This is a genomic window from Paraburkholderia sediminicola (assembly GCF_046026675.1).
GTDB lineage: Bacteria > Pseudomonadota > Gammaproteobacteria > Burkholderiales > Burkholderiaceae > Paraburkholderia > Paraburkholderia sediminicola_F.
Map to the genome: position 1 here is coordinate 2,747,859 of NZ_JAQQEY010000002.1, position 23,949 is coordinate 2,771,807.

General features: G+C 62.0%; 22 protein-coding genes. 10 read left to right on the top strand and 12 right to left on the bottom strand.

Annotated features, from left to right (window positions below; translation table 11 throughout):
- Positions 1–26: 26 nt before the first annotated feature.
- The 4 genes from PQQ86_RS31970 to PQQ86_RS31985 all read left to right on the top strand — a co-directional run bounded on the left by PQQ86_RS31970 (position 27) and on the right by PQQ86_RS31985 (position 3,430).
- On the top strand, positions 27–956 hold the full coding sequence (locus tag PQQ86_RS31970; RefSeq protein WP_408276251.1) for a DUF72 domain-containing protein: 930 nt from the start codon (positions 27–29) through the stop codon (positions 954–956).
- Between the two features lie 233 nt (positions 957–1,189).
- Complete coding sequence (locus tag PQQ86_RS31975) at positions 1,190–1,501, top strand: hypothetical protein (RefSeq protein ID WP_408276253.1); 312 nt, start codon at positions 1,190–1,192, stop codon at positions 1,499–1,501.
- Positions 1,502–1,865: 364 nt separating this feature from the next.
- Positions 1,866–2,891, top strand: a complete 1,026-nt coding sequence (locus tag PQQ86_RS31980) for an SGNH/GDSL hydrolase family protein (RefSeq protein WP_408276258.1) — start codon at positions 1,866–1,868, stop codon at positions 2,889–2,891.
- A gap of 272 nt (positions 2,892–3,163) precedes the next feature.
- Positions 3,164–3,430 carry a hypothetical protein gene (locus PQQ86_RS31985; protein WP_408276261.1) on the top strand — a complete coding sequence of 89 codons (267 nt, stop codon included), beginning with the start codon at positions 3,164–3,166 and terminating at the stop codon, positions 3,428–3,430.
- On the opposite strand, the gene PQQ86_RS31990 is transcribed toward PQQ86_RS31985, so the two are convergent.
- Genes PQQ86_RS31990 through PQQ86_RS32015 form a run of 6 tightly spaced genes read right to left on the bottom strand, consistent with a single transcriptional unit; the run spans position 3,375 to position 11,678 of the window.
- A complete protein-coding gene (locus PQQ86_RS31990) occupies positions 3,375–4,766 on the bottom strand; it encodes an ATP-binding protein (RefSeq protein ID WP_408276264.1) in 1,392 nt (463 codons plus the stop codon). The genes PQQ86_RS31985 and PQQ86_RS31990 overlap by 56 nt on opposite strands.
- Positions 4,763–5,476, bottom strand: coding sequence for a response regulator (locus PQQ86_RS31995; RefSeq protein ID WP_408276267.1), 714 nt, complete (start codon positions 5,474–5,476; stop codon positions 4,763–4,765). Before PQQ86_RS31995 ends, PQQ86_RS31990 begins: the two co-directional genes overlap by 4 nt.
- A 16-nt stretch (positions 5,477–5,492) precedes the next feature.
- A complete protein-coding gene (locus tag PQQ86_RS32000) occupies positions 5,493–8,624 on the bottom strand; it encodes an efflux RND transporter permease subunit (RefSeq protein WP_408276270.1) in 3,132 nt (1,043 codons plus the stop codon).
- Positions 8,621–9,760: an efflux RND transporter periplasmic adaptor subunit gene (locus PQQ86_RS32005; RefSeq protein WP_408276272.1), complete on the bottom strand. Its 1,140-nt coding sequence runs from the start codon at positions 9,758–9,760 to the stop codon at positions 8,621–8,623. The genes PQQ86_RS32000 and PQQ86_RS32005 overlap by 4 nt, the downstream gene beginning before the upstream one ends.
- 4 nt (positions 9,761–9,764) lie before the next feature.
- Positions 9,765–11,333: an efflux transporter outer membrane subunit gene (locus tag PQQ86_RS32010; RefSeq protein ID WP_408276275.1), complete on the bottom strand. Its 1,569-nt coding sequence runs from the start codon at positions 11,331–11,333 to the stop codon at positions 9,765–9,767.
- Between the two features lie 51 nt (positions 11,334–11,384).
- Complete coding sequence (locus tag PQQ86_RS32015; RefSeq protein WP_408276277.1) at positions 11,385–11,678, bottom strand: EF-hand domain-containing protein; 294 nt, start codon at positions 11,676–11,678, stop codon at positions 11,385–11,387.
- A gap of 448 nt (positions 11,679–12,126) precedes the next feature.
- On the opposite strand from PQQ86_RS32015, the gene PQQ86_RS32020 reads away from it, so the two are divergent.
- Complete coding sequence (locus tag PQQ86_RS32020) at positions 12,127–12,465, top strand: hypothetical protein (RefSeq protein WP_408276278.1); 339 nt, start codon at positions 12,127–12,129, stop codon at positions 12,463–12,465.
- A gap of 540 nt (positions 12,466–13,005) precedes the next feature.
- Positions 13,006–13,251, top strand: a complete 246-nt coding sequence (locus tag PQQ86_RS32025) for a hypothetical protein (RefSeq protein WP_408276281.1) — start codon at positions 13,006–13,008, stop codon at positions 13,249–13,251.
- Between the two features lie 21 nt (positions 13,252–13,272).
- Here PQQ86_RS32025 and PQQ86_RS32030 read toward each other — a convergent pair whose 3' ends face one another.
- Both PQQ86_RS32030 and PQQ86_RS32035 read right to left on the bottom strand, forming a co-directional pair.
- Positions 13,273–14,523, bottom strand: coding sequence for an arsenic transporter (locus PQQ86_RS32030; protein ID WP_408276284.1), 1,251 nt, complete (start codon positions 14,521–14,523; stop codon positions 13,273–13,275).
- A gap of 126 nt (positions 14,524–14,649) precedes the next feature.
- Positions 14,650–15,666, bottom strand: a complete 1,017-nt coding sequence (locus PQQ86_RS32035) for a sensor domain-containing diguanylate cyclase (RefSeq protein WP_408276289.1) — start codon at positions 15,664–15,666, stop codon at positions 14,650–14,652.
- A gap of 225 nt (positions 15,667–15,891) precedes the next feature.
- Here PQQ86_RS32035 and PQQ86_RS32040 point away from each other — a divergent pair, with 225 nt between their 5' ends.
- The 4 genes from PQQ86_RS32040 (at position 15,892) to PQQ86_RS32055 (ending at position 18,732) form a co-directional block, all read left to right on the top strand.
- Positions 15,892–16,446: a cytochrome b gene (locus PQQ86_RS32040; protein WP_408276293.1), complete on the top strand. Its 555-nt coding sequence runs from the start codon at positions 15,892–15,894 to the stop codon at positions 16,444–16,446.
- Positions 16,447–16,547: 101 nt separating this feature from the next.
- A complete protein-coding gene (locus tag PQQ86_RS32045; RefSeq protein ID WP_408276296.1) occupies positions 16,548–17,111 on the top strand; it encodes a YceI family protein in 564 nt (187 codons plus the stop codon).
- 48 nt (positions 17,112–17,159) lie between these two features.
- Positions 17,160–17,738 (top strand): YceI family protein, encoded by a 579-nt coding sequence (locus PQQ86_RS32050; protein WP_093632917.1) that lies wholly within the window; start codon positions 17,160–17,162, stop codon positions 17,736–17,738.
- A gap of 382 nt (positions 17,739–18,120) precedes the next feature.
- Positions 18,121–18,732 carry a hypothetical protein gene (locus PQQ86_RS32055; protein ID WP_408279411.1) on the top strand — a complete coding sequence of 204 codons (612 nt, stop codon included), beginning with the start codon at positions 18,121–18,123 and terminating at the stop codon, positions 18,730–18,732.
- Between the two features lie 99 nt (positions 18,733–18,831).
- On the opposite strand, the gene PQQ86_RS32060 is transcribed toward PQQ86_RS32055, so the two are convergent.
- The 4 genes from PQQ86_RS32060 to PQQ86_RS32075 all read right to left on the bottom strand — a co-directional run bounded on the left by PQQ86_RS32060 (position 18,832) and on the right by PQQ86_RS32075 (position 23,918).
- Positions 18,832–20,181, bottom strand: coding sequence for a DUF1254 domain-containing protein (locus PQQ86_RS32060; protein WP_408276299.1), 1,350 nt, complete (start codon positions 20,179–20,181; stop codon positions 18,832–18,834).
- Between the two features lie 13 nt (positions 20,182–20,194).
- Positions 20,195–21,517: a DUF1254 domain-containing protein gene (locus PQQ86_RS32065; RefSeq protein ID WP_408276302.1), complete on the bottom strand. Its 1,323-nt coding sequence runs from the start codon at positions 21,515–21,517 to the stop codon at positions 20,195–20,197.
- The gene (locus tag PQQ86_RS32070) at positions 21,510–22,850 is read right to left on the bottom strand and encodes an MFS transporter (RefSeq protein ID WP_408276304.1); all 1,341 of its coding nucleotides are present in this window, start codon (positions 22,848–22,850) and stop codon (positions 21,510–21,512) included. Before PQQ86_RS32070 ends, PQQ86_RS32065 begins: the two co-directional genes overlap by 8 nt.
- 159 nt (positions 22,851–23,009) lie before the next feature.
- On the bottom strand, positions 23,010–23,918 hold the full coding sequence (locus PQQ86_RS32075; RefSeq protein ID WP_408276307.1) for a LysR family transcriptional regulator: 909 nt from the start codon (positions 23,916–23,918) through the stop codon (positions 23,010–23,012).
- Positions 23,919–23,949: the final 31 nt, after the last annotated feature.

The window sequence follows — 23,949 nt, forward strand, 5'->3', positions numbered from 1 at the left end:
CTTGCCTATGCGCGGCAACAAGCACCTTGACTCCGACGGACATTCGCTACGGCACTGCAGGCTGGACCGACAAAACGCTGATCGCCTGCAAGCGGTTTTACCCGCCCGGCAGCAGCAGCGCTGAAGCCCGGCTGCGCTTTTACGCATCGCGGTTTCCATTGGTCGAAGTCGATTCGGCCTACTACGCGATACCGTCGGCAAGCAACGCGCAGTTGTGGACCGAACGCACGCCGGAAGGCTTCACGTTCAACTTCAAGGCGTTTCGGCTTTTTACCGGGCATCAGACTTCGCCCGACGTCCTGCCCAAAGACATTGCAATGGCGCTGCCGGAAGGCATCACGGGTCCGCGCAAGAAAAACGTCTACTACCGCGACATGCCCGCCGAGATCCTCGACGAACTGTGGCGGCGCTATCTGGAAGCACTGGAACCGCTGCGCGCGAGCGGCCGGCTCGGCGCGGTGCTGTTCCAGTTCGCGCCGTGGATCACCCGCGCGCCGGACGGTCTCGCGCTCGTGGAAGAATGCCGGGCGCGCATGGCGGGCTACATGATGGCCGCCGAGTTTCGCAATCAGTCGTGGTTCGACGATCAGCACGCGCCATCGACGCTCGACTTTCTGCGCGAACGCAGCCTCGTCCACGTGATCGTCGACGCACCGCCGGATGTGACGAACCGCGTGCACACCATATGGGAAGCAACCCATCCTCAACTCGCGATGGTGCGTCTGCACGGCCGCAATACGCAGACATGGAGCGCAACGGGCGCGGCGAGTGCGGCCGATCGCTTCGACTACGACTACAGCGACGACGAGCTGACCGGACTGGCCCCCTCGATCCGCGCAATCGCGACGCGGGCCGGCCGTACTCACGTCATCTTCAATAACTGCTTCGAGGACCAGGGGCAGCGCAACGCGACGACGTTAATGAGCATCCTGGGGGTGAGCGCGAACCCGTCATGATCCGCCGGCTGTTCGCTATCCACGCCGCCCAATCAGTTTCCTCGCGCGTCACGTAGCATGCACCGCGCAGTGCCGCACCACGCCGGGCTGAGATTGGGGACCAGGACCCATATTAGTGGCAACCCCAAAAATCGAAATTCACCCTTGCGAACAATGCACTTAATTATCAGCGACCGTTTTCCTAAACTTGGTACCACCTTCTATGTTCCAGTCCAATTAAGGAGGAACGGGTCATGATCAAGACAACCAGCACATTAATCGCGGCCGTCGCCGCACTTACGCTGTCGGGCGGCGCTTATGCACAGAGCAACAACACGCTGGCGACACCGAGTGTAATGTCGCCGGCCGCCGTATCGCCGGCCAATGCAACGAGTGGCTACGGCACGCCTGGCGCCACCAACTCGGATAGCGGGATGAGCGCCGGGTCGCCGAACTCGGGCCTGCCGAATAGCACGAACAATAGCTCGACGTCCCTAACCAACCTTCCCGGGAGTCACAACACGCTGGCGACCCCGAGCGTAGCGTCGCCGGCCGCCGGCCAATAAAGGCTGACAGGGGCGTGAGCAGTTCAAGCCCCGGCAGAGCGGGACATCGACACGACTCGCGTGTGTCGTAACGGACTATCCCCACGAAATCCGCAAATCGGGAGTGCGAGTCCGTCATTCGCCACGCATCTTAAGAAAGACCGCTGCCCTCACGGACAACGGTCTTTTGTTTCTCCCAGACCTCTTCCTGGTAACGGCCCGCGGTATATGGCCCAATTGGCCCAATTGGACCAGCCGCTTCGAAGATCAGGCCGATGAGGCATCCTTTTTGCTCCCCAAGAAACACTGTCGATAGAACGATATGCAGGCTGGCGATACGTCCGCCACATGGGGCAACCGCCCGTTCAATCTGTGGGGAGGCGCTATGCAAGGAAGCAATGACAAGGTGCGTGCTGTAATTCTTGCCACGGTGATATCGCTGTTGGCAGCATGCGGCGGCGGGGGTGGAGGCGGCTCGAGCAACGGCAGTGGCGCAGCCACGACGCCGGGCGGCGTCAATCTGCAAGTTGTCTCATTCGGCGACAGCCTGTCCGACGTCGGGACCTATGCGCCGCTCGCGAGCGCGGTGGGTGGGGGGCGCTTCACGACCAATCCGGGCCAGGTTTGGACTCAGAACGTCGCGCAATACTACGGTGGCTCGCTAAGCGCCGCGTTTACGATCGACATCACGCATAAGTTGAGCGCGCAAAGCGGTCTCGGCTATGCCGAGGGCGGCGCCACGGTAGCGACGCCGGCAAACCAGAACGACTTTCTTACCGACGTGATCGGCAATGTCGAAATGCCGGTCAATCAGCAGGTTTCGAGCTATCTGGCCACGCACGGGAGTTTCAATTCCAGTCAACTGGTTCTGGTTTGGGCCGGCGCGAACGACGTGCTTCGCGCCGGTTCGCTGCCGGCCGCGGCGCCGACGGTGCAAACGGCGGCAACCACCCTCGCTCAGGTTGTCGGGCAGATCGTTCAGAACGGCGCCACGCATGTGGTGGTCATCAACGTTCCGAATGTCGGTCTGTCGCCCAAAGGCCTCGCCTCGACCGACGGCGGCGCCAATCTGACCCAGCTATCGCAACTCTTCAACCAGGACCTTAACGCTGCCTTGCAGGCCGATGGCCTGCAAGGCAAGGTCATTCAGATCGATTCCTATACATGGATAGACCAGATCATCGCGAACTTTCAGGCTAATGGTTTCGTCGTGGCAAACACCGGCCAGGCCTGCGACCCCAAGAAAACGCCGGATGACACGGCATTGCTGTGCTCGCCGGCGACCTATGTGACGGCCAATGCCGATCAGACGTACATGTTCGCCGACGACCTTCATCCGACGACGCATCTGCATGCGCTGTTCGCCCAATTCGTCGAGCAGCAGATCGCCAGCAGCGGTCTTGGTCACTGATCCTTCAGAACGATGACGACTCGCCGACAGAATCGTCAGGTTCGCTGAAACGAGGCGCGCGGGCGACGACGCGCCGATGTCCTGCTTTCCCGATCAATTCCGGCGACTTGCGCTTCGTCTGGCGTGTGGTACGTTAGTGTTAGGGGTGTTTGTATATGTGCGCGGCACGAACGACCCCTGGTATGATGCCAATCGCGCCCAGGTCGGCGTTCGATTCATCGCCACGTTGTGTCGCAGCGTCTGCCATTGCATTTCCAGCCACGAGAACCATCATGCCCGCCCAACACGACGAAGTCCCCACTACCAGCACCACGCCGGGCAAGGCAAAGCGCAAGGATCTGTCCATCGTGGCGCGCAATCTTATGATGGTTGCGATCGGCGTCATCGTCTTCGCGGTCGTTGCAACCGTCGTGCTCTACGGTCCGATCACTTACGGCGACGAGATTCCCAACTTCGGCATCATCCTCATGCTGACCGTGCCGGTCATCGCGGGCGTGGCCTTCCGGGTGGGACTGGATGCGTGGCTGGACCGGGAATGAGCGGCAACACCACCCACACCTCCAGTCCCCCTCCCTCGCGCGAATGAAATTGCAGGCTGCCGCCGTGCAGCCGTGCAATCCGCTCGACAATCGCCAGCCCCAGCCCGGTGCCGCCGCTATGCGCGCGAGCATTGCGGCCACGCTGAAACGGCGCTTTCAGTTGCTCCAACTCTTCTGCCGAAAGACCTTTACCGCGATCGCCAACCGCGACATACACGGCTTCACCGGTGGCCCAACTGCGCACGGCGAGTCCACTGCCACCATAGACGATCGCGTTCTGCATCAGGTTCATCAGGAGCCGCATCATGCTGATCGGCCGGTAGAGAATCGCAGGCAGAACCGCGAGCGACAGCTCGAACTCATGGCCCAGCCCGGCGAAATCGCCGGCAAGCCGCTCGACCAACGCGTTGAGATCGCCGGGCTCCGCCGTTTCACGCTCGCCGCTGCCGGCGTAATCCATGAACTGCTGCAAGATCGTCTCGATCTGGTCCAGATATCCCTCGGCCGCGACCACGAAGCTGCTGTCGCTGCCGTCCGGCATCGCCATGGCCATCGCGAGCCGCAGTTTGGTGAGCGGCGTGCGAATGTCGTGCGAGATGCCCGCCAGCATCAGCGCGCGCGTCGCCTCGGCCTGCTGCAACGCGTGCGTCATCTGATTGAATGCGCTGCTCACCGTAGCGATCTCGATAGGACCGTCGGTCGACAACGGCGCGGGCGTTTCGCCGGCACTCACGCGGCGCGCCGCCCGCGTCAATGCCTGGAGCGGCTGGTTGAGGTGGCGCTGGATCACGTAGCCGGTCAGCGCCGCCAGTGCGCCCAAACCGAGCGATAACAGGATCGCCGCATCGAGTTCCTTACCTTGCGCGTCCTCGGGAATCGACAGCGCGATCCAGTACGGCAGGTGCGGCGCATCGGCCGGCGCATGCATGCGAATCCACAACCGTTGACCGCCTTCCGACTGCCAGAGCGCGGGCATGTCGGCGGGCAGATGCTCGCGCAAGCTGTCGAGAAACACGTTGCGCTGATACGTGCGGTAAGCGCGCATCAGACTGGGCGGCGGTTCAACGGCGGCCTCGGCGGGTAGTTGCGTGCGAGCGTCGAGACGTGCCGTCAATTCGGCGCGCGCGCCCGGCGGCGTGGCTTGAAGCAGGCTATCGAGCGTCGTCACGTAAGTGGCGAACACCGTGGCCGCCCGTTCAACGCGGGGCCGCTGCACATAGTGCAGCAACACCGCAAGCGCGCAAAGCTGGCTCAGCATCACCAGCACGATCAGCAAGACGATATTGCGCGCCAGCAGCGTTTTCGGCAGCGCCCTCTGCAGCCACGCGCGCGTCATGAGTCGACGTCCGCGACCAGCATATAGCCGACGCCCCACACGGTCTTGATGAAGCGCGGCTTCGACGGGTCGTCCTCGATAATCTGCCTGAGCCGCAGCACCTGCACGTCGATGCTGCGATCGAGCGCATCATGATCACGCCCACGGGCACGTGCCAGCAGATTGTCACGGCTCACGGGCCGGTTCGGCGACGAGGCCAACGCGACCAGCAGCAGCATCTGCGCCGAATGAAGCTCGAGCAGTTCGCCTGCACGTGACAGTTGTTGCTTGCCGACATCGAGACTGAAATCGCCGAAACGCACGCTCTGCGAGGTCACGGTGACCTCGCCCGAGGCGATCTTCTGGCGGCGCAGCAGTGCATTGATCCGCGCCACCAGTTCACGCGGCAGGAAGGGTTTGGCGAGGTAATCGTCGGCGCCGGTTTCGAGGCCGAGCACCCTGTCGAGTGGATCGCCCTTCGCGGTCAGCATCAGGATCGGCAGCGTTTGCCCCTGCGCGCGCAAACGGGCGCAGATGGCGAGACCGTCCTCTTCGCCGATCATCAGATCGAGCACCAGCAGATCGAACGGCTCACGTTCCAGATAGCGGTCGAGCCGCTTGCCGTCCTCCGCGATCCGGACGTCGAAGCCGTGGCCGCGCAGAAAACGCTGCAGCATGTTGCGCAGTTCGGCTTCGTCGTCGAGCACGATGATTTTGGCGGGGCGTTCCATACGAAAGCTCCTCAGTTCAGCCGTCGGGCGGCGCATGCCGCGCCGCGTGCCGTTCGCCCTGGCGCTGCAACAGCACGTAGAACGACGGAATGAACAACACGGCAATGCACGTTGAAGCGAGCATCCCCGAAAATACCGCAATCCCAAGCGAACGGCGCGCGCTCGCGCTCGCGCCGGTGGCGATCACGAGCGGCACCACGCCGAGAATGAACGCGAACGAGGTCATCATGATCGGCCGGAACCGCAAGCGCGCCGCTTCCACCGCGGCCTCGGCAATGCCCACGCCCTGCGCGCGCAGATGCCGTGCGAACTCGACGATCAGAATCGCGTTCTTCGCCGACAGCGCGATCAGCAGTACAAGGCCGATCTGCGTGTAGAGGTTGTTGGCTGCCCCCAGTATGGCAAGCGTACCAGCTGTACCAAGCAACGCCAGCGGCACGGCGAGCACCACCGCTACCGGCAGCAACCAGCTTTCGTATTGCGCGGCCAGCACGCAGAACACCAGCAACACGCCCACGGCAAACACCCAATAGGCCGAATTGCCGACCAGTTTCTCCTGATACGACATCGCCGTCCATTCGTAACCGATCCCCGCGGGCAGCACGCGCGCGGCTTCCTGCTCGAACGCGGAGATCGCCTGCCCGGTGCTATAGCCGTTCGCCGGATTGCCGTTGATGGCGGCGGCCGGCGCGAGGTTATACAGCGTCGCCACGGCGGGGCCGACGCTCGTATGCGCATCGATGAAGGTGCCCAGTTCGACCATATGGCCGCTATTGCTGCGAATCTGCAAACGGCGGATGTCGTCGGTTTCGCGGCGAAACGCGCCGTCGGCCTGCACGAACACGGGGAACGTATGATTGAACGTCGTGAACTGGTTCACATAGCTCGAGCCGACGTAATCCTGCAGCAGGTCGAACACATTGCCGACCGGCACCTGCAGCGACTCGGCCTTGGCGCGATCGAGCGTGAGTTCGACGGTCGGCACCGACGCGCGAAACGGGCTGAACACGCGCTGCAGTTCGGGCCGCTTCGAGACGCTGGCGATCAGCGCATCGGTCGCATCCTGTAAGCGCTGATAGTTTTGCGAACCGTCCGTGAGCATCACCTGCATCTGCACGCCGCCGCTATTGCCGAGACCCTGGATCGGCGGCGGCACGATCACCACGGAGCGCACGTCGGGCAGTTTCGCGAGTTCGCTATTCATGCGCAAGTACAGCGAGCGCAGGTCCTCGCCTTTGCCGCGCTTGCTCCAGTCATCGAGCGTGACGTAGATCAGCGCGGAATTCGGCAGCGACGCGTTGTTATCGAGCGGTGAGATGCCGCCGATCGACACCACGTGGCTCACGCCAGGAATCGCGCCGATGCGCTTTTCTATCTGCGTGCTCGCCTCGCGCGTGCGTCCGAGCGAAGCAGCGTCCGCCAGTTGCGCGGCGATCAGGATATAGCCCTGATCTTCGAGCGGAATGAAGCTGGTGGGCACACGCGTCAGCAGAAACGCAGATGCTGCGCCGAGCACCAGCGCAATGACAAGCGCCAGGCCACAGCGCTGTACGAACCACGAAACGATGCGCACATAGCCCTTTTCGACACGGGCGTACCCCTTGTCGAACACGCGATACACGATGTTCGGCTTGCCGGGCCGCGCGTGCCGCAGCCAGCGCACGCTTTGCACCGGCTTGAGCGTCACCGCGTTGATCGCGCTGATGATGGTCGTTGCGACGACAACCAGCGCGAACTGCCGGTACATCTGGCCCGTGACGCCGCCGAGAAACGCCGATGGCAGGAACACTGAGATCAGCACCAGCGTAATGCCGACGATCGGCCCGAGCAACTCGTGCATCGCGTCGATGGCAGCCTGCTTCGGCGTCTTGCCCTGCTCGATATGCTGCGTGATCCCTTCGACCACCACGATTGCGTCGTCCACCACGATGCCGATTGCCAGCACGATCGCGAACAGCGTCAGCAGATTGATCGAGAAGCCGAGCATGTAGATCGCGCCGAACGTGCCGATGATCGTCACCGGAATCGTCGTGGCGGGCACGAGCATCGCGCGCCAGTTCTGCAGAAACAGCAGGATCACCGCGAGCACCAGCAACGCGGCCTCGAACAGCGTCTTGTAGACGTCGATCACGGATTGCCGCACGAAGGTCGTCGTGTCGAACGGCAATTGATAGCTGACGCCCTTCGGCATGTCTTTGGCGAGCCGCGCCATGGTCGCTTTCACGGCATTGCCGACCTCCAGTGCGTTGGCTTCCGGCAGTTGATAGATGGCAATGCCCGCAGCCGGTTTGCCGTCGAGATTGAAGAACTGCCCATAGCTCGACGAACCGAGTTCAGTGTGACCCACATCGCGAATACGCACGAAGTGGCCACCGTCGTTCGGATCGGCTTTGACGATGATGTCGTCGAACTCGTGCGGATCGGACAGCGCGCCCTGCATCGTCACCGTGAGCTGGAACGCCTGGCCGCCCGCATTCGGCTCCGAACCGAGCTGGCCGGCGCTCACGTCCTTGCTTTGGCTCTGGATCGCCTGCATCACATCGGCGGCGGTCAGACCGCGCTCGCTCAGCTTTTGCGGATCGAGCCACACGCGCATGCTGTACTGGCCGGTCCCGAACACGGTGACGTCGCCGACACCCGGCAAACGCGCCAGCGTGTCGCGCAGATAGATCACCGCGTAGTTGCTCAGAAACAGCGAATCGTATTTCGGATCAGGCGACTGCAGCGTGTACAACTGCAGGATCGCCGTGGAGCGTTTACGCACGGTCACGCCCTGCTGCTGCACCGCTTGCGGCAATTGCGCGGTGGCGGCCGACACGCGGTTTTGCACCAGCACCTGCGCTTTATCGACATCCGTGCCGACGGCGAAGGTGACGGTGAGCGTGTAGGTGCCGTCATTGGTGCTGGTCGATTGCATGTACAGCGCGTTTTCCACGCCATTGACCTGCGTTTCGATCGGCAGCGCTACACGGTCGATCACCGTCGCGGCGCTCGCACCCGGAAAGCGTGCGACAACCTGCACGGTCGGTGGCGTGATTGGCGGATATTGCGCAATCGGCAGGTTGATCAACGCAACAGCGCCGAGCAGCATCACGATCAACGCGATCACATTGGCGAGGACCGGGCGCTCAACGAAGAAGCGGATCATGACTGACCCTGCGCCGCAGCGGCGACCACCTGCACCTTGGCGCCGGGCGCGACAGCCAGCGCACCGCCAGTCACGACCTGATCGTTCGCAGTGAGACCCGAGGTGACCGCCCGCTGCGAACCGTACAAGCCACCTGTGAGCACCGCGCGTTTTTCGATCATGCCCGCACTGTTCACGAGCAATACCGATGCACCCGCCTGATCACGCAGCAATGCGGTGTCCGGCACCAGCAGCACGTTTTGCGGCGCGCCGGCCGGAATGTGCACTTCGACCGACATGCCGGGAATCAGATGCGCATCCCGATTGGCGATATCGGCGCGCAGCTTGAGCGCCCCGCTGCTCGGATCGACACGTGTGTCGACAAATTCAAGCGCGGCGTCCTCACCTTGCCCCTGCCCGGCGGCCGCGCCGAGCACATTGACGCGCACCGTGCGGGGTGGCTGCGTGAAGAGTCCGATGCGGTTCGCGTCGCGCTCGTTGAGCGTGAAATTCACGTACACCGGCTGGATGCGGTCCAACGTGGCGAGCTTGGTGGAGTCGGAAGCGCCCACCAGATTGCCGACGTCGAATGCGCGTGCACCGATGCGGCCCGCAAACGGCGCACGTATTTCCGTGTAAGCGAGATTGATACGCGACATGTCGCGTTTGGCCAGCGCCTGGTCGCGTGTGGTCTGGGCCTTTTGCAGCGTCGACTCGGAGGTCGCGTTATCGGAGGTGAGTTGCTTTTGCCGGAGCAACTCCTGGTTGGCATTGTCGAGCGCGGCCTGGTCGTAGGTCAGTTGCGCGCGATACGTATCCGGCTCGATGCGAAACAGTACCTGCCCTTGCTTGACGTAAGCACCATCGGCAAAACCGATTTCCTTTAGCACACCCTGCACGCGCGCGATTAGCGTGACAGTCGCCGAAGGCGCGACGGTGCCGCTCAGATCGAGTTGCTCGCGCACCTCGCGCGGCACCGGCCGCGTCACGCTGACTTGCGGCAGAGACACGGCTTGTGCCGATTGCGCCGATTGTGCGGCGGGCGCGCTGCCGTCGCGGCACGCTGCCAGCGCAATTGCGGCCGCCAGCACGATGCAAAGCTTCGCTCCCAGGTGCGTGTTTGCCACGCTACGCTGCGCCCCGCTCCTGTTTGTCATGTTCTTATTTCCCATTCTCGAGCGCGCCTCCACTGGCGCGCGCCAGGGCGGAATTCGCCGGCGGGTTCAGCAAGAGGCCCCAGTCCGTGCGCTGTGCCATCTGTTCGGCGATCTGTTCGCTCACCACCTGCTGCCCCTGCGCCACTTCCCAGCCACCACCCAACGCGCGATACAACGACACCGCCGCAAGCGCGGCGATCCCCTGGTTCTGCGCAAGCGAATCACCATCGCGCAACATCGAACGCGATGCGTCGAGCACCGTGTCGTACGTGACCGATCCGGCGCGGTACTGGATATTGGCGAGCTTCAAGGCGCGCTGCGACGCATCGGACGCACGCGACGACGCCGCCAGCGCATCAAGTGAGGTACGCAATGCCGCAATCGCGTCCTCCACTTCTTTCTGCGCTTGCAGCACCGTGTTCTGATAGTCGAGCACAGCCTCCTGGAAGACCGCGTCCTGAATCCGCACGGCGTTCTTCAACTGGCCTCGATCGAGGATCGGCAGCGTGATGCCCGCGGAGAAGAGACCGATGGTCTTGCTGCCCCACTGCGATAGTCCGATGCCATGCTGCTCGCCCGACGAAAGCCCGAACAGTCCCGTCAACGATAGCGACGGATACAGCTTCGCCTTGGCTGCGCCGATCAGCGCCGATTGCGCCGCCGCGTTGAGCGCGGCCTGGCGCACGTCGGGACGGCGGCGCAGCAGATCGGCGGGAATACCGACATCGATCTGCGTCGGCGGCACCGGAATCGCGCTGCTGCCTTTGAGTTGCGCGTCGACTGCGTCAGGGGGGGCGGCGAGCAGCACGGCGAGCGTGTCGCGGTCTTGCGCGTGCGCCTTGATGAGCGGCGGAATCTGCGCCTCGGTTTCGGCCACCAGCGTGGCGGCCTGTTCGACGTCGAGCTGGCTCGACGCGCCGCGTTTGTAGCGCGCCTGAGTGAGCGTGAGACTCTGCTGCACCGCTTTCAGGTTTTGCTGCGCGACCGCGATACGCTGCTCGAGCGCGCGCAGATCGATGTACGCATTGGCGACATCGGCGAACAGCGACACGAGCGCATTGTCGTACGCGGCTTCGGACACGCGTAATTGCGCGCGATCCGATTCGATCTGCCGGCGATACTTGCCCCAAAAATCGATCTCCCAGCCCACGTTCACACGCAGATGCTCGGCCCACAGATGCGTTGGCGGAATCGGACCGACGCCGCTCGTGTTGATATGGTCCGCGCCAACGGACACGCTGCCCGATTGCGGCAGCAAATTCTCCGCACTGATCGCGAGTTGCGCGCGCGCCTTGAAGATGTGCAAACCCGCCACTTGCAGCGAGAGGTTACGCTCGTACGCGTGCTGTTCCAGCGCACTCAGCACCGGATCGTTGAACGCGGTCCACCAGGCTGCCTGAGCGGCGGGCGCAGCTTGCGCCTCATTGGGCAAGCTTTCGAGCCACTGGTTTTCAAGCGTCACGTCCGGCGGTTTGAAGTCCGGGCCGACCGTCACGCAACCCGTCAGCGCCACGCTCATCGATACGATCAGCGCGCAGGCGATAGACAGGCGGCAGGACGTGGCTGGGTTCATCACGCATTGAGGCGTTCAAATATCCTACGATCCCGCCGATGCCCGCGCGGCTCAGTGCGCTGCCCCGCGTTCCTGCATGAATGCCGCGATCTGCGGCAGCGTGATGTAGCCCGCCTTCTGCGTGTCGATTTCATCGAAATGCTTGGCGACCATCGGCATGCCCGCGGCGGCCTGTTCCCGGGTGAGCTTGCCGTCGTGCGCGGTGTTGGCATTCGCAAAACGCGTTTGCAGCTGCTGCGCCATGCGCTCCATGCGCTGCGAGTTGGCGCCCTGCGGTGCGGCCGTTTGGGCGAATGTGACGGTGGATGCGCAGCACAGCAGCACAACGGCGAAAAATTTTTTCATGACTGACTCCTTCGATTGAGCCATCGTGCGTCGCCTGCAAACCGCCGCGATCCGTTCGATGACAGGCCGAATTCTTGAGGAAGCGCCGCCGGAAGGCAATTTGAGAATCATGTCGCCTTATGTCATGACTTTTCGTGGCGCCGGCATAGCGCACGTTCTCGCTGTCGTCGCAACACAGCATGCGCTTCATACACCTGCGTGCTTATCTCATGGCCCACTTTCGCGCGACATTGAATGAAATAAGTTCGCGCTGCCGTTTTCAGGGCGGTTTGCGTATCTTTCGTCTGCCGGCGCTACCAGTGCCGCGAGTGCCTTAAGTGCCTTAAGTGCATCAAGTGCCTCAAGCAGCGCCTCAATGGTTCGGAAGGGTTCTCAAGCAATCCGAACCAGTTGCTCGGCTTCTTCACCGGAAGACGCTCCGCACCGCTCAACGTCTCAGGAGTATCAAGTGAGTATTCGTCTCGTCTGCGCCTCTACCTTCACCGCCATCGGTCTCGCCTGTTCGTCGACGGCGTTCGCCCGGGTGGTCGTCTATATGCCGGCTGCCCTGGTCTACGCGCCGCCGCCGCGCCCTGTCTATTACTACGCGCCGATCAAGCCGGTCTACGTGGTAACGCCGCCGCCGGCTCCAATCCCCGTTGCCGTAGCGGTCGGCACGCCCGTACCGCTGCCTCCGAAACCCGTCACCCTGTACACGACGGTCGTGGTGCCCGCGCCGACCAACTATGCGATCGTGCCCGCCCCTGCCGTCACCTACGCGCAACCCGTGATGGTGGTGCCGCGTTAAATGTGCCGGATGCGAGTCGCGACTGACCGCCCCCGCGCGGTCAACTGAACGAATCCAACATTTTGATTACAAAAATGGCCGTTGAACCAGCATAGGCCATGCTGTCCGCAAGAATGCCTGGTAAATTCCCGTTGTCCTGAAGAATGGCCGGCACGCCGCGCGAGAACGGGTTGTTCCGCTTGCGCGGCTCGCTGGATTCCCGGCGATCGGTAGCTTGTGTCCGACGAAACGATTCTTACAGGCAGGGACGCGAGATGGACTCGCTTTTTTGGCGGTGGCGCGACGAATTGTGTGGATTAAAACAGGGCAAAGATCAGTCTTCTCAAGAGGCCTCCCTGATTGGGCGGCGCCGGACCATCAGACAAATATCCGGCGTTTGAAAGCTCGATGTTAGCTCGGCATCGTGGACGCGCGGTACGGCGCTTGCTGCACTCTCCACCACCGTCAGGCGCGTGCGGTTGCTGGACCTATTCAGCTACCGGCGTCCCGCTCGCACGCGCTTTATCGCCCGTCCACCTCTTCTTCTGGAACGTTAGTTAGATGAGCTATCACGATATAGACAAGGAAATCACCCATCTCGAACTCGTCTTCGGGAAGATTTCCATCAACGATCGCATCCCACTGTCGTATTGGCGCAATCGGCTGAGCATGTTTCCCAAAACATTGCTGATGCCCACCCAGCGCGCCCGCCTCGCACGGCTCGAAGTCGCCCTGCGCTCGCTCGAGCAGTCCGCGCAAACGCTGGCGCCGGAGCCGCCCATGCGAGCGACGGGCACCCGGCCATGACGCGCTGCGCTTTATTTACCTTTAACTGATCAGGATCCGCGCGGCGAGCGCCAGCGCGAGGGCGGGCAGCATCACCACTACGCCCACTTTGAAAAACTTCATGAAGCTCACGTCTTCGCCTTCGCGGCGAATGGCGTTGAGCCAGAGGATCGTTGCGAGCGAGCCGGTGATCGACAGGTTCGGCCCCAGATCGACGCCGATCAGGAGCGCGTCGATGACGCGCTCAGGACTATGCGCCTGCATCACGGTCGAACTGGCAATCAGGCCCGCCGGCAGGTTGTTCATCAGATTGCTGCCGATCGCGATGACGCTGCCCGCCCAGCCAGCCGTCATGGCTTCATTGTGTTGCGTCGCATCTTGCAGCAGGTGGACGAATGTCCTGATGACCCCGGTGTGATCGAGCATTTCGACCAGCACGAATAACGCGGCGACGAGAGGGAGCACGCTCCACGATATTTCCCGGATCATCGGCAGCGGCGATTTGCGCTCCTGGATCAGCACGACCGCGGCGGTCAGCGCGCCGAGTATCGCGGTGGGCAGACCGAGCGGGACATCGAAGGCGGACACCGTCAGCAGCACAACGGCCGTCACGGCGATGCCCGCAAGCGCAACGCGCCCGCTCGACGACAACTCGAGCGGCTCGAGATCGGCTTCGCAGGTACCGGCGAGCGCCTCGCGCTGAGTCCAGCGCAACAGCACATAGGTCGCGACGATCGACAGCAGCGAAGGCAGCGTGAAGCGCATCAGCCAGGCCCCGAGCGCGGGCGTGTGATTGCCGTACAGCACGATGTTGGCCGGATTCGAGATCGGCAGCACGAAGCTCGCGGCATTCGCAATGAACGCGCAGACGAAGAGTAAGGGCAGCGGAGGCGTCTTCGCTTTTTTGGCGGCGGCAAAAACCGCAGGCGTGAGCACAACCGCGGTAGCGTCATTGGAAAGGAAGGCAGTGATAACCACGCCGACCAGATAGACCAGCAGAAACAGCTTTCTCGGCGAACCTTTGGCGTGGTTGACCGCGAATACGGCGACCCAATCGAACAGACCTTCGCGGCGCCCGACTTCCGACAGCAGCATCATGCCGAACAGGAAGAGATAGACGTCCGTGCCTTTGCCGACAGCCTCGACGGCCAGATCGACGGGGAGCAGGCCCAGCGATACGAGTAATAGCGCGCCGCCGACGGCCCACACGGCCTCGGGCCATTTGAACGGGCGGGTGATGACGCCGGCCGTGGCGGCTATGGCGATACCCCAAGACAGAAAGACGGAATTCACCAAGTAGATCCTGGATTCTGATTGTGCACGAGCGCGGAATGGGAGCGCAGCATAACCCATGGCCGGGACGCTGCAGGCGGTCGGGTCGCAAACTGTGTGCCACGCAATGCCACCTTCCCAGCCTCGCTATCCCACCCGGTTCACCGCGGCAATACAATCCCGCCCGTTATCCTTGGCGAGATACAACTGCGTATCCACCAGGTTCACAAAGGCAACGGGATCGTCCGATGCTGAAGGAATCACCGTTCCCGCACCGAAACTGGCGGTGACGGTCTGCCGGAATGGCGACCTCTCATGCGCGATCTCCGCGGCGGAGATCCGATCACGGCAACGTTCGACCACCTGCCGTGCGGCCTCGGCCCCGGTATTCGGCAAGATCAGCACGAACTCTTCCCCGCCGAACCGGCCGACGAAGTCCCCCGGCCGCACCGCCTCGCTCAACACCGTGGCGATCTGCTTCAGGCACGCATCCCCTTGCACGTGCCCGTAGTAATCGTTGTACGACTTGAAGAAATCGATATCGGCCATGATCAGCGAAAGCGGCGCGCCATGCCGCTGTGCCGCGCTCCATTCCCGCTGCAGGACGGCGTCGAACTCGCGGCGATTGCCCACGCCCGTCAAACCGTCCTTGAACGACAGCGCTTCGAGTTCCCGCTGCAACGCCGCCAGCTTCTCCTCAGTCTTTTTGCGCTCGCTAATGTCGAACATGAAGCCGACCAGCGACTCCACCTCACCGCTCCCGTCGCGCACCACATGCACGACGTCGCGCAGCCACACGTATTCGCCACCGCTCGTCAACGCCCGATAGTGCGCTTCGTGATCGGTGCCTGCCTTCGACTGTGCGACGCAGAATTCCACGACCTTGTCGCGGTCGTCCGGATGCATGCGGGCAGCCCAGTCCTGCACGGTCTTCCAGCTCGACGGCGCCCAGCCAAGCAAGGTTTCGATCTGCGGGCCGATATACGCGAACTCCATGGTCGCCCAATCGATCTTCCAGGGAATCGCTCTCGTCGATTCGAGCAAGGTCCGGTAGACGGCGGCGTCATGCTCCAGGTAACCCTCGACACCGCCTTCGGCAGGCGCCGTGTCGTGCCGCAGGAAATCCGCACCAAGTGCGGCGCTGTTCTTTTCAGTGCTCTTCATGGGTCGAACCTTTTATAGCGGTTGAGCCGGCAAATTAACACAATGCCGCCTCCATTTCGTCAAATCAGGCCGCCGCCCGGCTTTATTCCACCCCCATTAGTGTCACGGCTAGAACAATCTGTTCTCTTCTCCTGGTCTATTCAACTTTCATTGGCATCCCTACTATCCGCATTCACACGCGGCATACCGCACGCGACACGCACCACGAATTGTGAGCATGAACCCATGAATCCCCGTCCTTCAGACGTCAAGCATTACAGCGGCACCGCCGTCGCCCTGCATTGGCTAATCGCATTGCTGATTGTCTGCGGGTTCTGTATCGGCTGGATCATGACCGATATCCCCGGCTTTACGCCCACCAAGCTGAAGTACTTCTCATGGCACAAATGGATCGGCGTGACGGTCTTCGTGCTGGCCGTGGCGCGCGTGCTGTGGCGCGCCACTCATCGCGCACCGGCGCCGGATAGCGCTACGCCCGCATGGCAGCAGGCTGCGGCCCATCTCGTGCACGGCCTGCTCTACGTTCTGATGCTGGCCATTCCGGTGTCCGGCTACTTCTATAGTTCGGCGGCGGGCATTCAGGTGGTGTACCTCGGCATCGTGCCGCTGCCCACCCTCATCGGTCCGGACCAGGCGCTCAAGGCAATCCTGCGCACGGTTCATGTGCTGCTCAATTACACGTTGCTGGCGCTCGTTGCGATGCACGTACTCGCGGCGCTCAAGCATCAATTTGTCGACCGCGACGGATTACTCGCGCGAATGATCCCGTTCCTCAAATGACACACGCGTAACAGAACAGGCGATTGGCTACGGCCAGTTGGCAATCTAATTCCCAACGGTGCGCAATCAGCGCGCGTGGGTTCGATAGGATGCTTACCACCATGAAATCAAACTTTTACCACTCCATTCTGGCCGGCGTTGCCGCCTTTTCATTCTTCGGTGCAAGCCTGGCACACGCCGACGTTGACGTCAGCAAAAGCACCGTCGTCGCCACGACGAAGCAGATGAACGTGCCGGTGGACGGCAAATTCAAAAAATTCTCGGCGCAGCTGAATTTCGATCCGGCCAAGCCGACCGCCGGCAACGCCAACGTATCGATCGACACCGGCAGCTACGACCTCGGTGCGGACGACTACAACAAGCAGGCCCAAGGCAAGGAATGGTTCGATAGCGCGACCTATCCGGCCGCGACGTTCGTCTCGAGCGCAATCGCGCCGGCCGGCGGCAATCAGTACAAGATCACCGGCAAGCTCACCATCAAGGGCAAATCGCAGACTGTCGTGGTGCCGGTCACCATCGCCAGCCAGGGCAATACGCAAACCTTCGACGGCGCATTGCCGATCAAGCGTTCACAGTTCGATGTCGGAACGGGCGAATGGAAAGACACGTCGGTGGTCGCCGACGAAGTCGTTATCAAATTTCACATCGTTGCTTCGAAGAAGTAACGGAACACACCTAAGCGTCACAGCACTTTCTGAAACCTGGAGAACCACTTGAAGAAACAACTTTTGCTCGCCGCAGGCGCGCTGGCCGCAGCCATGTCGTTCAATGTCATGGCCGCCGACACGTATCAACTCGACCCGACGCACACCTACCCGAGCTTCGAGACCGACCACTTCGGCGGCCTGTCGATCTGGCGCGGCAAGTTCAAGAAGAGCAGCGGCACCGTGGTGCTGGATCGCGCGGCGAAAACCGGCACGGTGGACGTGACGATCGACATGAGCTCGGTGGATATCGGTAACGACAAGCTCGACGCGGAACTGGTCACGGACAAGTTCTTCGACGCAGCCAAGTACCCGACCGCGACCTACAAGGGCACGCAGATCCGCTTCGACGGCGACAAGCCGGTGGAAGTGATCGGCACGCTGACCATGCACGGCATCACCAAACCGGTCAACCTGAAGATCGAATCGTTCAAGTGTTTCATCAACCCGATGCTCAAGCGCGAAGTGTGCGGCACCGAATCCACCGCGACGTTCAATCGCGACGACTTCGGCGTCGACTTCGGCAAGACCTATGGCTTCAAGATGCAGACCACGCTGCATATTCAAGCTGAAGGCATCAAGCAGTAATCGCTACTCCCCTGTAGCTTGCGGCAGGCGGTGGAGCAACTCCCCGCCTGCCCCATTCGAAAATCACGACATCATGACGCCACCGTCATGCCGACTGTCGGTTCATCTGAACAATTCCCGCCTCCCACCGAATAGCCCTTTAAAACAGGACTCGTCTGATCAATAGACCGAGTTTAATCACCTGTTTGGCAAGCGTTACACGTCATATCTCCGGTTTCTCCGCGCACAAAAACTTGAGCGCGAAGAGTCGCCATAACTGCCCGCTTTTCGTCGATTTGAACCGTAAGGTTAAACCGTAAAGTCGCCAGCACGGGAATGACTCTTTACTGGAGACGGCGCGGTGAATCAGGTGAAAAATGCAGCTCTGGTCGCGGCAGTGGCGATGGTGGTCGCAGGATCGGTGCAAGCACAGGAAGTTTATGTGCATGGCGGCACACTCGGCGCAGGTGTCGGCGCGGCGCTGCCGCTGACCTCGTGGGCCGGCGTGCATGCGGAATTCGAAGGACTCGGCTTCTCGCATTCGTTCAATGTCAGCGGTAACGATTACGACGGCCATCTCAAACTGCTGCAAGGCGGCCTGTATCTCGATCTGTTTCCGTTTTCGTCCAGCGGTTTTCGCGTGACGGCCGGCGCGCTGATCAACAACGACGAACTGACGGGCCAGGCGGTGCCGAACGCGCAAGGCAACTACAAGATCGGCGACGAATTCGTGCCGGCCGTAGGCCCCGCGCCGTCGACCACCATCAAACTGCCGCGCGTGATGCCCTATCTCGGCATCGGTTATGGCCACAAGCCGGTTTCGAAGGGTTTCGGCCTGACCTTCGATCTCGGCGTGGCCTACGGCCGTCCGCGCACGACCTACAACGTGCCGGCGATCTACTCGCAACTCACAAGCCAAGCGAACATCGACCAGGAAGAACAGAACATCAGCAACAAGGTCGAGCGCTACAAAGCGTATCCGGTGGTGCAGATCGGTGTGAGTTACCGGTTCTGAGCGGGGCGCTTTTGCACGTTCTTAGGTGCCAAGCCCGCATTCCGTCGGATTACGGGCTTGTTTCTGCGCATGCTGGCGGCACCGCGGCGATGACTTTCTTTACTGTCGCTCGACAGGCGGATAGGCGAACGTGAGCGAAAGATGGGGAGCCCGCGGCACGTAGAGACGCAACGCCAGATAGAACCCTGCAGACGGTGCAGGTAGCCAGTTGCTGCGCAGCGCCGGATCCACAGGCTCATCGGCAGAAATGGCGATGCGCAAACCTCCGTCGCTGTCGTAGTGCAGTCCCTGCGTACGGTCACCAATCGAATAGCGCTGAAGCGGATTGTCGACGAGCATTCGCGTCGTCTTGTCGTACATCGTAATTGACCAGAACGCGTCAGTTTGCGGCAGCGCCTCCGGCAGGAAGTGAAGCAGGTATTGCATGCGTCCGTCGAGAGGCTCGTCCGCGGCATCGCGATCAGCGATGATGTACATCGCTTCTTCGATCCCAAGCGCGCCAATATAGTTGAGCGCAACCTGCGCCCGTTCGCGATACCGGACACCGAACGAATCGCTCACAGCGACAGGCAGCGCCCATCCGCCCCCCAGCGCGGACGGCAACGCCCCGCTCAATTCATCCAGCGCGTCCCTCAGCGCCCTTTCGATCGCATCGTGCTGCTGATGACTCAACGCGTCCGCATCCAGCCCCAGGCCGATGCCACAAGTGGCGAAGTACTCGAGATCGTCCGCGACTTCAGCAGGCGGAGGGCATTCCGCCAGCGCACGATTGACCACGCGCACGAATAGCGTGGTGTCGCCTGGCCTGTCACCCGGTTGCATACCCGCATCGATCAGGCTGGGCACCCTCGCGCCTGAACCCGGCAGTGGCCGTAATTTCAGACGATCCTGTAGTGCAACCACTTGCGCGACATCGTCTGCGCCATCCACCAGAATGCGTCCGATCAACCACGTACTGTCCGTCGGGCAGGCAACCGCCTGTACGCCGTCGGGCACCGTACCGTCCCAGTCGGGACCGTGCAGCAGAAATACCCCACCGTCGTTTCCGGTGGTCCGGGTGCCAACGTAGGCAAACGGGTTGGTATAGAAATCCAGTAGACCCAGCACGAAATAACGCCCTGGCATGGGTGGCACATCCAGCAGCAACGGGCCATGAGCAAGATCGAGCCAGGTGCTCGAGTAAAGGGTGTCGTTATTCGGCGTGACCACTTCCCGGTTCCGGGGGCCCAGCGGTTCTCGCGTGTGGACCCATTGATTGGCCCAGCGCCAGGTTGATTCCGGCGAGCCGCCGGCAAAGTGACCGGCGATATCGCGCCGAGCGGAGGTCGCGGATCGCATGCGCGACATTTCGTAAAGCGGCAGGGTGAACAGCACGGCTGCACGCGCGGCGGCGGCGAAGTCCTGGTTTTCCGCGACCGTGGCTTGAGCGGTGGTATCGAACGTAGACATAGATTAGTTTCAGTTAGCAGTTCAGATTGCGGACAGCCGGAATCTCGTAGCGGTTTTCAAGGAACGCTGCATCGGGCTGATAGAGTCGCAGGATCAGATAGAACTGCGCTGAGGGAGCGGGAAGCCAGTTCGCTTCAACGGATGGCGCGTCGTGCTGAATGAGAATGCGCAGACCGCCGTCCGCTTCGTAGCGCAGGCCCTCGGTTCGATCGCCAATCGCGTGACGCGCGAGCGGATTCTCGACAAAGAAGCGATCCGCGCCGTAAAGCGAGATCGACCACAAGGCGCGCACCGGCGGCAGGCCGCCCGGCGGGAAATACAACTCGTAGCGATGGCGTCCGTTCAGGTGCTCGCCCGCGCCATCGAAATCGGCTACGGCGTAGACGGCTTCAGTCGCGCCGAGCGCGCCAAGTCCCTTCATGGCCGTGCAGGCGCGCAGCAGATAATCGCTGCCATAGCGGCCGAGCTTCAGGTTGTAGCCCCAGCTGCGCCGTCCACGGCTTTCGGTATGAGCGGTGATCACCCGGTGCGCGTCTTCATAGGCGAGTTGCAAACCACGTCGCACGAAGGGTGAAAGCGTCGCAACGTCGATCGGCTTGCCGGGGCCCAGGTCGGCTCGCGCGAGGAGGCCGAACAAGGCTGTTTCGTCAGGGCGTGGCGGCACATCCTGAAGTGCATTGAACAGGTTCTGGAAAAAATCAAGCGCGGGTTCGGCGCTCGCGCGCCAGTCTCGCACGCTGGCGAATCCCCTTGAGTCACGCCCGCTGAGAGCGAATCTTGATGCTGCCTGCTGCGCCTCAGGCAGGTCATCGTCTCCTTTGACAAGCACGCGCCCCAGCATCCACACGAGGGGCGTCGGGCAAGCGATCGGCTCCGCGTTCAGGCTCGCGGGTGCCGCCTCGCCCTCGCGATGCAGCACGTAGCGTTTGCCGGAAGAGCCCGCGTTAAGCGGACTCAAATTGACGAAATTGTTTGTGAACGCATCAAGCAACTCGATGACGTAATACCGGTCCTCGTCCACCGCGGGAATCTCGAGTACGACCGGACCGTCAGTGAGATCGATCCACGCGTTCAGATAAAGAAAGTCGTTCGCCGGCGTAACGATGTCGCGATCCTGATGTGTCCAGCGGCGCATGCTTGCGTGGATCGAATTGAACGGCGCACGCAGGGGGCTCGTCGAGCCGGGCAACGTGTGCATTGCACACGTACGTATCACCTCGACAAGCGGATATCCATAAATGGCGACCGAGGCAGCGGCCATCCTGACGAATGCCACTCTGGGGTCGTCATCCTGCGTCGAAATTGCCTCGCGTGTCTCTATAACATTGCTATTCATGAGTGTTCCGTACAAAAGTGGGCGGGATCGCGCCGATCGGCGCACAGATCGACGCCAGACTCGCAAAGCGCCGCCGGTCTCCGGCCGGGTCTACCAGACAAGCCGACGCGACTCCCGCGACCACGGCGAACCCGCCGGCCAGTGCAATGCCCAGGCGATAGCCCGTTAACGCGTCGCCAGCCATGTCGATGATCTGGCCCATGACAGCCGGCGTAATGAGTCCCGCCAGTGTGGTCAGGCAGATATTGATACCGAGCACGCCCCCGCGCTGACGGGCGGGCACCACCTCGCCCGCCAACGCGACGCCCGTCGTGAAGGCAAACGACGCGAGCGAGAAGCCAACTGTCACGGCGGCGATCAGCGCCGCACCAGGCGGCAATACCGGCATCAGAAGAAGTGCGCTGCCAGACACGACGACGGCCGCCGCACCCAGCGTGCCCCGCGCATGACGGCTGGCGACGCCGTGCTTCATCAAGCGTTGAGACCACCAGCCGAGCAGCGGCGCCATGACCATCTGGCCGAACGCGGGCAATACGACAATCCAGCCCACTTGCATCAGCGAATAGCCCGCTACTCTGACCAGATAACTGGGCAGCCAGATCGTCGAGAGCGCGAGCACGACGTACGCCGCAAATCCGGACAGATTGCAGCCAAGACATGTGCGCGATAGCAGCAATACGCGTAGCGGTATCTTTTCCTCCAGCGATGCGGCTTCTGCGACCAGGGCGCCGGGCGCACGATCGCCGGCCGATTCGAGCGGTCCTTCACGGCCGATCGCGAGCCAGATGGCGCTCCAGACGAGGCCCACCACCGCGAGGGCCAGGAAGGCCGCGCGCCAGCCAAAATTCAGAATGATCGCGGTAATGACGGGCGCGATGAACCCGGCCCCGAACGCCGCGCCGATTGTCAGCAGCGCGGTCGGCAGGGTTCGCTCCGCGTCCGGAAACCATTTGTAGAGCGAGTGAATCGCGACTGGATAAGCCGGGCCTTCACTCGCGCCGAGCAGTATTCGCGACATCACGAGCGTGGTGGGCACCGCGGCGAGGAGCAGCGGCGCCTGGGATACGGACCAGACGACGGCCATGGCCAGCAGCAGCCAGCGGGTTTTCACGCGGTCCGACAACAGCCCGACCAGCAGAGACGAAAGCGAAAACAGCAGGAAAAAGCTGGCGGCGATACGGCCGAACTGCGTATGCGTCAGCCCGAGTTCACGCATGATCGGCTCGGCTGCAAGCCCCATCAGCGCCTTATCAGCAAAGTTGATCGCCAGGAAAAAAAACAGGCCAGTCACCACGACCCACCGGTGACGGATGTCGCGCGTCGAGAGTTGCATCGTGTCTCCAATCGCGGCTATCCGGGACGTCGCCCTCAAGCTGAAGGCGATCTCGTTGCCGCGTGGAGGACATTGAACGACGGCGTGATCAATAAGACAATTGCATAGTTTTCATTGAATTAATGTGTTTTCAACATTTATCCGGTTGGAGTGCCGCGCTCACGCAGGTTTCACCGCAGCCACACGCTTGATGGCCATGATTGCCTGCTCGGCAGCCGGCGACAGCGTACGTCCAGCCAGATGGACGATTGCGAACTGCAGCCACAGATGCGACCGGGATGGCACCGACAGCGCGACCAGACCGGCCGAGCGCTCCCGCTCCCAACCCGTCTGTTCAGTGAGCAGCAGCAGCGCGTCCGTCTTGCGGGCGTACTCACGCAGCACGTTGACGTCGTTGCAGGTCAGGTGAAACTCCATTTCCTGTTTGGGCGGAAAACGCAACCACTTGCGCAGTGACTCGCGCATCGCCTCCGGCAGCGGGACCGATATGACGGGATAACCTGAGAGTTGCTGGACCTCGATCGGATCGTGCCGGGTCAGTGGGTGACCCTCGCGAACGAACCAGGCCGCTCGGTGCCTCGGCAATGCAATGGTCTCGAGCTTGCTGCTCGACGGCACGCCGCGAATGTCGACGATCAGAAAATCCAGCTGCTCCGCGTGTAGCAACTCCAGCAGATTCTTCCAATTGTCGACGGTGGCGTTGATGCGCAAGTTCGGATGACTTTGGGCGAGTTCGTCCAGCGCCGCGGGCAACAGCATCGCAGCCGGATAGGGCCCGGAGCCGAAGTTCACCGAACCGAGGTCGTGGCTTTTCAGTAAATCCACGTCGCGCAACAGGCAGCGTGCTTCGAACAGCACCTTCCGCGCGCGCTGCACGACCGTCTGGCCGGCAGGCGTAATGCGTACTTCACGGGTGCTGCGGTCAAACAGCACCATCTCCAGATGCTCTTCGATGGCCTGAATACTTCTGCTCAGCGCCGGCTGACTCAGATGGACGCGCACGGCGGCTCGCGCAAAGCTGCCCTCTTCTGCGAGCGCGACGACGTGTTCGAGTTGGCGAAGATTCATGAGATCGGGAAGAGTAATTGGATTTCAGCCG

Coding starts and splice junctions, on each gene's coding strand:
- PQQ86_RS32015 (WP_408276277.1), bottom strand. CDS start 11,678: ATGAAAAAATTTTTCGCCGTTGTGCTGCTGTGCTGCGCATCCACCGTC.
- PQQ86_RS32060 (WP_408276299.1), bottom strand. CDS start 20,181: ATGTCTACGTTCGATACCACCGCTCAAGCCACGGTCGCGGAAAACCAG.
- PQQ86_RS31980 (WP_408276258.1), top strand. CDS start 1,866: ATGCAAGGAAGCAATGACAAGGTGCGTGCTGTAATTCTTGCCACGGTG.
- PQQ86_RS31995 (WP_408276267.1), bottom strand. CDS start 5,476: ATGGAACGCCCCGCCAAAATCATCGTGCTCGACGACGAAGCCGAACTG.
- PQQ86_RS32065 (WP_408276302.1), bottom strand. CDS start 21,517: ATGAATAGCAATGTTATAGAGACACGCGAGGCAATTTCGACGCAGGAT.
- PQQ86_RS32035 (WP_408276289.1), bottom strand. CDS start 15,666: ATGAAGAGCACTGAAAAGAACAGCGCCGCACTTGGTGCGGATTTCCTG.
- PQQ86_RS31985 (WP_408276261.1), top strand. CDS start 3,164: ATGCCCGCCCAACACGACGAAGTCCCCACTACCAGCACCACGCCGGGC.
- PQQ86_RS32000 (WP_408276270.1), bottom strand. CDS start 8,624: ATGATCCGCTTCTTCGTTGAGCGCCCGGTCCTCGCCAATGTGATCGCG.
- PQQ86_RS32005 (WP_408276272.1), bottom strand. CDS start 9,760: ATGACAAACAGGAGCGGGGCGCAGCGTAGCGTGGCAAACACGCACCTG.
- PQQ86_RS32040 (WP_408276293.1), top strand. CDS start 15,892: ATGAATCCCCGTCCTTCAGACGTCAAGCATTACAGCGGCACCGCCGTC.
- PQQ86_RS32055 (WP_408279411.1), top strand. CDS start 18,121: ATGGTGGTCGCAGGATCGGTGCAAGCACAGGAAGTTTATGTGCATGGC.
- PQQ86_RS32070 (WP_408276304.1), bottom strand. CDS start 22,850: ATGCAACTCTCGACGCGCGACATCCGTCACCGGTGGGTCGTGGTGACT.
- PQQ86_RS32025 (WP_408276281.1), top strand. CDS start 13,006: ATGAGCTATCACGATATAGACAAGGAAATCACCCATCTCGAACTCGTC.
- PQQ86_RS32045 (WP_408276296.1), top strand. CDS start 16,548: ATGAAATCAAACTTTTACCACTCCATTCTGGCCGGCGTTGCCGCCTTT.
- PQQ86_RS31975 (WP_408276253.1), top strand. CDS start 1,190: ATGATCAAGACAACCAGCACATTAATCGCGGCCGTCGCCGCACTTACG.
- PQQ86_RS31990 (WP_408276264.1), bottom strand. CDS start 4,766: ATGACGCGCGCGTGGCTGCAGAGGGCGCTGCCGAAAACGCTGCTGGCG.
- PQQ86_RS32010 (WP_408276275.1), bottom strand. CDS start 11,333: ATGAACCCAGCCACGTCCTGCCGCCTGTCTATCGCCTGCGCGCTGATC.
- PQQ86_RS32075 (WP_408276307.1), bottom strand. CDS start 23,918: ATGAATCTTCGCCAACTCGAACACGTCGTCGCGCTCGCAGAAGAGGGC.